Annotated in this window: 6 protein-coding genes; all 6 read right to left on the bottom strand. The window is 63.8% G+C overall.

The genetic code is table 11. From position 1 onward, the window contains the following. Positions 1–1,370, bottom strand: a 1,370-nt coding sequence (locus U1R88_RS27320) for a hypothetical protein (protein ID WP_322434096.1), incomplete at its 3' end; no start/stop codon positions are given. A 563-nt stretch (positions 1,371–1,933) separates the two neighbouring features. Beyond that, positions 1,934–3,589 carry a glycerol-3-phosphate dehydrogenase/oxidase gene (locus tag U1R88_RS27315; protein WP_322434095.1) on the bottom strand — a complete coding sequence of 552 codons (1,656 nt, stop codon included), beginning with the start codon at positions 3,587–3,589 and terminating at the stop codon, positions 1,934–1,936. A 39-nt stretch (positions 3,590–3,628) separates the two neighbouring features. Further along, on the bottom strand, positions 3,629–5,152 hold the full coding sequence (locus tag U1R88_RS27310) for an FGGY-family carbohydrate kinase (protein ID WP_322434094.1): 1,524 nt from the start codon (positions 5,150–5,152) through the stop codon (positions 3,629–3,631). A 69-nt stretch (positions 5,153–5,221) separates the two neighbouring features. Further along, positions 5,222–6,088, bottom strand: a complete 867-nt coding sequence (locus tag U1R88_RS27305) for a DeoR/GlpR family DNA-binding transcription regulator (RefSeq protein WP_322434093.1) — start codon at positions 6,086–6,088, stop codon at positions 5,222–5,224. 139 nt (positions 6,089–6,227) lie between these two features. Beyond that, entirely contained in the window at positions 6,228–7,175 is a 948-nt protein-coding gene (locus U1R88_RS27300) for a D-ribose ABC transporter substrate-binding protein (RefSeq protein WP_068281436.1), read from the bottom strand. A 106-nt stretch (positions 7,176–7,281) separates the two neighbouring features. Further along, positions 7,282–8,325, bottom strand: coding sequence for an ABC transporter permease (locus U1R88_RS27295; protein WP_322434092.1), 1,044 nt, complete (start codon positions 8,323–8,325; stop codon positions 7,282–7,284). Between the last annotated feature and the right edge of the window lie 104 nt (positions 8,326–8,429).

Below are 8,429 nucleotides of genomic sequence, written 5' to 3'. Positions count from 1 at the left end.
GTCAGCGTGGTCGGGCCACCGGCCTGGAAGGCGATCTTGCCGGCATTCTTCACCGTGCCGGAGACGGTGGAATTGCCCGCGCCCGGGATCGCCCAAAGCGCCGTGGCGGAGCTCAGCACGACGGTTGTCGCATTGCTCGCTGAACCGGTCCAATGGGCAGAATCGGCCAGGGTCACACTGCCTCGCGAGGCGCCGCTCACAGTCAGATTGCCGGTCCATGTCGTGGTGCCGCGCAGGCTGGCCGACAGGGTGTTTGCTCCGTCCGCGGCAGGTGCGTCCACCGCCATGTCTCCGGAGAGCGTGGAATCGATTGCGCTCAGGTTGAGCGCGCTGGGCAGATGGAAGATCCGGCCCGTTCCGACATTGGCGAGCAAGCCGCCACTGCCTTTGAAGGCCGTGACGTCCGTACCGGTCAGGCGCACCGTGGCTCGCCCACCATCGGCATAGATGGCCGCTCCGGCCGAGTTCATCGTAAGCCGGCTATTGTCCACGACGAAGATGGCGTTTTCCGTCACGGCGTTCGAGACGTGGATGCCCCAGATCGCTCCTCCGGAATTGGCGCCATCCAGCTCGCTGTTGGAGACCTTGATGGTGCTGATACTGCCGCCGCTCAGCAAGGAGGTGCCACTGCTCTGGTTGGTATCGGCATGGATCTTCATGCCGGTCGCCGTCAGAACTCCGTCGGCGGCCGCCGAAAAAACACCCTGGCCTGCCCCGGTCAGTGAAATGGTTCCGCCGCCTTTCAGATCGACCCGGCTGCCATCGCTGCTGTTTGCGACGTAGAGCCAGGCACCACTAGCATTGATCGGGCCATTCACGGTGATGGTGCTGTCGGACTGCGCAGAAAGGCCGTCCGACCAGGCACCATGGCCCACCAGGGTGGTTTGGCCGCTGAACGTCATGCGGCTGCTCCGGGAAGCTATTGCACCCCTGGCAACGTCCGCGACGTCGAGGCTCAGATTGGTCGCATAGATCGTGGCCCCCGCTACGTTTCCCCAATTGGCTTGCAGCCCCGTCGAGCTCCCGCCAACGCGAACGATTCCTCCGCCCTTCAGATTGATGGTCGCCCCATCCTCGGCAAAGATGCCGATATCGTAGTCATCGCCATTCAAAGCGGGCGGCACCGTGACATCGATGGCTGTGTCGGCATTGCTATAGAGCAACGTACCCTGGTCGATGGCGTGAAAGCAGATCTCGTTCTTGCAGGTGGCCTGGGCGGGCGTGATGCGCACCGTCTGTCCGCCGCTGGCCGTGACCTGGGCATAGGCCGACTGGCACAGCATGGCGGCGCTCGATGCCAACAGGAAACTCAGGAGCGAGCGCTTGGGCAGGCGGGAGCGAACGCGTGCGTTTCCGATCGACGACCTCATGGGGTTCCTCCTTCCACGTTGCCGTGCCAGTTCAGGCTTGCGCAACCGCCTGACGGGGCCTGTCGGGTGCTCTTGAAACAGGCACGCCGAACGTTGGGAATATGAGATATACCTCATTATTACCTAGAATATGAGTCAAAATTTATATGTTCTAATGAGACTTTTAAGTGTATGATTTCACAATATTAAGTTTATATGAAATCATAAATTATCTTGGAATCATTGATTTTGAATAGTGTGTGCATATTGAATTGATACTCTCGGCGAGAGATTTCGAATCGTTTGCCGATCGCAGAAGTTTTTGCTGAAGCCCGTGTATCTCTAGCCATGCCATCCGTCGTGAGGGATCATGGCCTGCCACCGTCTCCACGGACTGATGCAAGTGCGGAATGTCCGGTCTTGCGGATCTGTGAGGGAAGCCCCAACGAAGCGACGGCTTTGGCCGCGCTGTGAGATCGCAGATCCCGGCGTCGCTTCTGGTAAGGTTCGCTTTGCGATCGGCGCCGGTCGAAGGCAAAGGGAGCCAGGGAGCACGACACTGGTGGTCCCCCAGCTGAAGCAGGCTATTTTTCGAAGCGAATGCGATGGCGCGCTGCGAGTGTCTCCCGCGTTTTTGCCAGCTGTTCGTTGCGTTGCGCTTCGTTCCATCCAAGCGCTTGGGCCGCGATGTCGGCAATCGCCGCCACGTCACGGCCGCTGAGGCGGCCGGTGATCGCCAGGGTGCTGCGCCGCATCACGATGTCCTCGAGCGCCACGACCTTTTCGTGGCGCACCAGCCAGTCGATTTCAGCCAGCGAGTAGTCGCTCGCATCCGCCAGTCGGGCCGGCTGCGCTCCTTCATGGGCGAGGATGGCCCGTGCCGTCGTGCCATAGCGCCCGAGCAGCTCGGCGGTGCGCGCGGTCGATGTATCCGTGGCTTTTGCTGTCTGCTCGATCCAACGCGCCTGGGCAGCTGTTTCGGCCGGATAGTCTCGTCCGCCGCCGATGGCGAGGTCCCGCGTGCCGCGCCGGCGCGCCTGGCCGAGGCGGCGCAGGATGAGATCGCAGACCTCTTCGGCAAAGCCGCGAAAGGTCGTCCACTTGCCGCCCACCAGTGAAACGATCGGATAGGGTCGGCGATCCGTGGGCTCCTGCACGGGAGCCGAATGGTCGCGGCTGATCAGCCCGGCGGCCGTATTGCCGGAGGCGGGCAGAGGGCGGATGCCGGAATAGGCGTAGACGATCTGGTCACGCGAAAAGGCGAGGCCGGGCAGGAGGTCGCGCAGGCTCTGGAGGAAGTAGTCGATTTCCTCGTCGTCGCAGCGAACCGTGTCGGGATCATCGGCGCGGATGTCGGTCGAGCCGACCAGGGCCCGGCCGAGATAGTCGTAGACCAGGCAGATGCGCCCGTCATTGGCCTCGAAATAGATCATCCGTCCCTTGAGTGCCGCGAGCAGATCTGGATGGTCGAGCAGGATATGCGAGCCCTTGGTGCCGCCGATCAGCTTGGTGGGCGACCCGAGGGCGCCGTTGACATGGTCGATCCAGGGGCCGGCCGCATTGACGACGATCCGCGGGCGAACGTTCCGATCCGTGCCGTCTGGTCCGCGCAGGCCTATGACGTCGTTCTCGGCAGACACCAGGTTCGTATAGTTCAGGGCTTCGGAGCCCGGGCTGGCCGCCATGCCGTCCTGCAGCAGTTCCAGCACCAGCCGCTCCGGACAGGTGACCTTGGCATCGTAATAGGTGCCGGCGGCGACGATTTTCGGCGTCATCGGCGCGATTTCGGTCAGCGCGCGACCACGGGACCACAGGGCATGTTTGGGCATGACGCGATGGCGGGCGCCATAGAAATCATAGAGCGCCAAGCCGATCTTGATGAGCACGGCGCCACGGTTGCGCGGCGCCGTGGTCGAGCCGAACAGCGTGCGCAACGCTGCTGGGATGCCCTGCAGCCAGGAGAAGATCGGGATCACGGTGGGCAAGGGCTCGACCAGATGCGGCGCATTGCGCAGCAGGAGGTTGCGTTCCAGCGTCGACTGCGCGACGAGCCGCAATTCCCCCGTCTCCAGATATTTGATGCCGCCATGGATCAGCCGCGACGGGGCGGCGCTGGTGCCCGAGCCAAAATCGGCCTTGTCGGCGATCAGGCAGGTCAGGCCCTGCTCGCAGAGATCGCGAAACAGGCCCGCGCCGTTGATGCCGGCGCCAAGAATGAGAACGTCAATGTCTTTGGTCATGTCAAATACCGATAGGACTATGCCGAGCGAGCCAGGGTGCTAGGGCGCCTGCGAGGCCAGGGCCTCGATGCGCGGCCAGAGGGGCGCCAGCTGGGTGGAGATGTCGCAATGCAGGGCATAGCGCTCCTGCAGCTGCCGGCTGCGCGTGGGATCCGGCCGGTAGTGCCGGGCGAGAGCTGCGAGATCGCGCGGATCGTCCGTTGGCGACGCATAGAGGCCGGCACCGGCGCCAGCGCATAACGCTGCGCCCCATGCGGCTGCCTCCTCCGTTTCGTTCACGGTGATAGGCAGGCCGAGCGTATCGGCGAAGATCTGGGCGTAGAGGGGATTTCTCGAAATGCCACCCGTAAGGCTGATGGCGCCTGGAGAAAAGCCTTCCCGCAAGGCGTCGACATGCACCCGGTGGTTGAAGGCGATGCCTTCGATGACGGCACGCAGCATGTCGCCGCGGTCATGCCAGCCGCGCAGGCCGAGAAATCCGGCGCTGGCGGTCGCACCATGCGGAGAGCCGTAGAGATAGGGGTGAAAGAGCACGGTGGAGGGCCGGGCGAGTGCTGCCTCGATCTCGGCGCCGATGGCGGCGTGGATGGAGCCGCCTGTCTCCTCGGCGGCGCGTCGTTCGATGGCGCAGAGCGTATCCAGGAACCAGTCATAGTTGGCGGCGGAGGCCGGCGATATGCTCATATGGTTCCATTCGCCCGGCTTGATGCCGTTTCGGCAGAACCAGCGTGCATCGGTCTTCGGCGTACTGGCGATCGTTTCGTTGATGGAATAGGTCCCGGCCACGATCGCCACGGTGCCTTCGCGATGGCCGCCGATGCCGAGGGCAGAGGCGACGACATCGTGCACGCCGGCCACCACCGGGGTTCCAGCCGTCAGGCCGGTCGCGGCGGCAGCGGACTGCGAAACAGTGCCGATAATCTCGTCCGGCCGCGTAACCGCCGGCAAGGCGCCGGCAAGGCCATCGAGGCCGAAGATCGACAGGATGTCCGGCTCATAGACCTGGCTTTGCACGGATGTGAACGATGTGCTCGCCTCGGTGAGATCGGTGCCGAGCGTCTCGGTCAGGCAAAAGCGCAGCCAGTCCTTACAGGCCAGGACGTGGGCGATCCGGGCGAAGCGCTCCGGCTCGTGCCGTTTGATCCAGGCCAGCAGTGCCGAGGGGGCGGAGGCATGCGCGACCTGCCCGGTGCGGGCGAGAGCCGTGGCGGCGGTGCCATCGCCGTCCCATTCGGCGACGATGGCGGCCGCCCGGCTGTCGAGCGAAAGGATGCCGTTGCCGAGCGGCCGGCGCTCCGCATCGAGAAGGTAGACGCCGTCACCATGGGCGGTCGCGGCAACCGCCGCCACATCGCCGGCAGGGCGCCCCGCCTTTTCGAGTGCTTCGGCGATGGCCTCGGCCGTCGCCTGCCAGAGGCCCACCATGTCGCGTTCGACATGGTGGGGATATGGGATGATCTGGGGAATGCGCCGGCGGGCAACCGCCAGCAGCGTGCCGTTTTCATCGAAGACGGCTGCCTTGGTCACCGTCAACCCATTGTCGATTCCTATGAGGGTCGGCATTGGCAGGCACTCCGTCGCGAAGGGTTGTTGCAAACAGTGCGAAACCGCCGGACGAAACGCCTGGTCATGTCACGCGGTGTGGGATGAGCGCTGCTTGAGTGGCGCGATCACGATGTTGATGCCGCGCGAGCGCAGCAATTCGACCTGGAGCGGGGCCATGCCGTCATCGACGATGATGGCATCGAATTCGCTCAGATTGCCCATGGCATGCAGGGCACGGCGCTCGAACTTGGTATGGTCGGCGAGCAGGATCCGCTTGGCCGCGCTCTCGAACATCGCCCGCTTGGTCTCGACCATCTCCGCGGACTGGTGGAACACCATGTCGTCGGTGATGGCGGACATCGACAGGAAGACGCAATCGGCACGGAGCCGGCGGATCTCGGCCGTGGTGGCCGGGCCCATGAAGGCGTTGCACCAATTGTAGTAGCGTCCCCCCAGGCCGAGCAGGGTGACATCGTTCATCTCCTTCAACTCGTTCATCAAGGGGATCGAGTTGGTGATCGCCGTCAGCGGCACGCGGGCGGCGATATGGGGTGCCATCTGCAGCACGGTGGTCGAATCGTCGAAGAAGACGGCCTGCCCGGCTTCCAGGAACTGGGCGGCGACCTGGGCGATGGCGCGCTTTTCCACCGCCTGGCGCATGGAGCGGTAGACATCGCTCGATTCCACCAGGCTGGTGGGCGTCGCCGACACGATGCCCCGCGACTTGCGCAGCAGGCCGCGGTTGATCAGCTCGTCGAGATCGCGATGCACGGTCATCAGGCTGATGGCGAAGCGTTCCGCCAGTTCCTCGATGCGCATCGTGCCCTCGGCCATCACCGCCTGCATGATGAGCTGGCGGCGGGCCAATTGGCGGGCATGGCGGCTGTCGCTCGGCACCTGATCGGCGATGATCTGTTCCAGCGTTTCGTCCTGCGTGGCTCTCGTCGATGTCATGTCGGTCTGTTTCCGGATTGAGCGACGGCAGGATATCCCGAAGTGCCGGAATATGCCTGCCTGCAGCAATCACCGCTGTGGAAGGACGCGACACGCCCTGCGAGAGCCGGGATGGCCAACAGCCATCCCGGCTTCGTCATTACTTGGCGAGCGTAAAGGCCGAGACATACTTGTCGACATTGTCCTTGGTGATCAGGACGCAGTCGAAAAGCTGCTTTTCGGTCGCCGCGCCGGTCTTGCCGGTCTTGATGAAGGTGTCGGCCTGGACGACGGCTTCCTTGGAGAAGACGGCAACCGGCTGCAGGACGGTGTATTGCAGTTCGCCAGCCTTGATCGCGGCAACCGCGTCCGGCGAGCCGTCGAAGCCGCCGACCTTGACCTGCTTGAGCTTGCCGGCTTCCTTCAGCGCCGCGACGGCACCGAGGGCCATCTCGTCATTGCCGGAGATCACGCCGATGATGTCGGGATGGGCCTGCAGCATCGACTGCATCTTCTGGTAGCCCTGGGCGCGATCCCAGTTGGCGACTTCCTGGGCCGACTTGGTCAGGTCGGGATATTGCGTCAGCACGGTTTCATAGCCGTTGGAGCGGGTGGCGGCGTTGTTGTCGGCGGGGTTGCCGAACAATTCGACATATTTGCCCGACTTGGCGACCGAATTCACCCACTGCTCTGCGCCGACGGCAGCGCCCTGCGCATTGTTCGAGACCAGCTGGGCCTTGGCCAGACCCTCCTTGTTGATCTCGGCATTGACGAGGAACACCGGAATGCCAGCATCGACGGCCTTCTTCACCGCGCCGACCGATCCGTCCGCATTGGCCGGATCGAGGATGATGGCGGCGGACTTGTTGGTGATGGCGGTATCGATCAGCGTGCTCTCGGTGTTGGTGTCGCCCTTATGGGCGGCGACCGAGGCGGTGTAACCGAGCTGCTCGGCGGTCTTCTTGGCGACCTCGCCCTCGGTGAACCAGTAAGGATTGGCCGGATCGGTGACGATGATCGAGATCAGGCCCGCCGCCGAGGCCGAGCCGATCAGCAACGGGGTCACGGCGACGGCCGCAACCAGTAAACGCATGCCTTTTTTGAACATTGGGCATCTCCCTTGATTGGTGAAGTTGTCTGCCGTCGCAAGACGGCAACGATCCCACTGCAGATCTGTTGTTGTTGCCGAAATGGGAAAGTTTCTGCGCGGACTCCTAGCCTTGCCGGCCGCGGGCCTTGTACTGGATCGAGTTGAGCAGGACGGCGAGCACGATTACCGTGCCGGTGAAGACGGTCTGCCAGTAGGAGGACACGCCGATGATCACCAGCCCGTCCGACAGGAAGCCGATCACGAAGGCGCCGAGCATCGTGCCCTGGACCGTGCCGCGCCCGCCGGTGAGGGCGGCGCCGCCGATCACCACGGCCGCGATGGCCGTGAGTTCATAGGTCGTACCCGCAGTAGGGCCGGCCGAGGTCAGCTGTGAGGACAGCACCAGCCCGGCGATCGCCGACAGGATGCCGGAGACGGTATAGACGGTGATCTGCACACGCTTGACCGGTACGCCCGACAATTCGGCGGCGCGGGCATTACCGCCCGAGGCATAAAGCCAGCGGCCGAAAGCGGAGCGGCCGAGTACCAGGGCCGTGACGATGGCGAGCGCCGCCAGGATCAGCACCGAGATCGGCACGCCGAACAGGCGGTTGAAGCCGAGCCACTCGAAGCCGGTATTGCCGAGATCGGCATGGCCGGAGAGGCTGTTGTAGGTGAGGCCGTTGGTCATCAGCAGCGCCACGCCGCGAGCGACATACATCACGCCCAGCGTCGCCACGAAGGCAGGCACCCGAAACCAGGCGATGAGCACGCCGTTCAGCGCTCCGACCAGCCCGCCGACCACCAGGGTCAGGATCACAATGGCCCAGACCGGCGGGTAGAGGATGACGCCGGCGACTTGCAAGGTCACGCCGCCCATCAGGAAGCCGGCGACGCAGCCGGACAAGGCCAGTACTGAGCCGACGGACAGATCGATGCCGCCATTGAGGATCACCAGCAGCATGCCGAGCGCCAGGATGCCGTAGATGGCGACGTGCGAGGCCATCGTCAGGAAATTGCCGAGCGTGAAATAGTTCGGCGACAGGAATGAAAAGACCGCAACGATGAGGATCAGCGCGAAGAAGGCGCGTCCTTCGAGCAGCAACCGGCCGATGCCGGGGCTCGATTTCTGCCCCTTGGCGCTCGTACTTGCAGCGGTTTGCGACATGGGCAGGCCTCCTAAAAGCCTAGAGCGTTTTGCGATCTGCCGGCACTGGCAGGGGTCGCAAAGTCGTGTCGAAACAAAGAGTTAGAGCAAAGGCGCGGTTTCAT

Source organism: Labrys sedimenti, from assembly GCF_034424805.1.
In the GTDB taxonomy this organism is placed as follows: Bacteria; Pseudomonadota; Alphaproteobacteria; order Rhizobiales; family Labraceae; genus Labrys; species Labrys sedimenti.
Note: the sequence above shows the minus strand (reverse complement) of the source record. Positions and strands in the feature narration are given on the sequence as shown.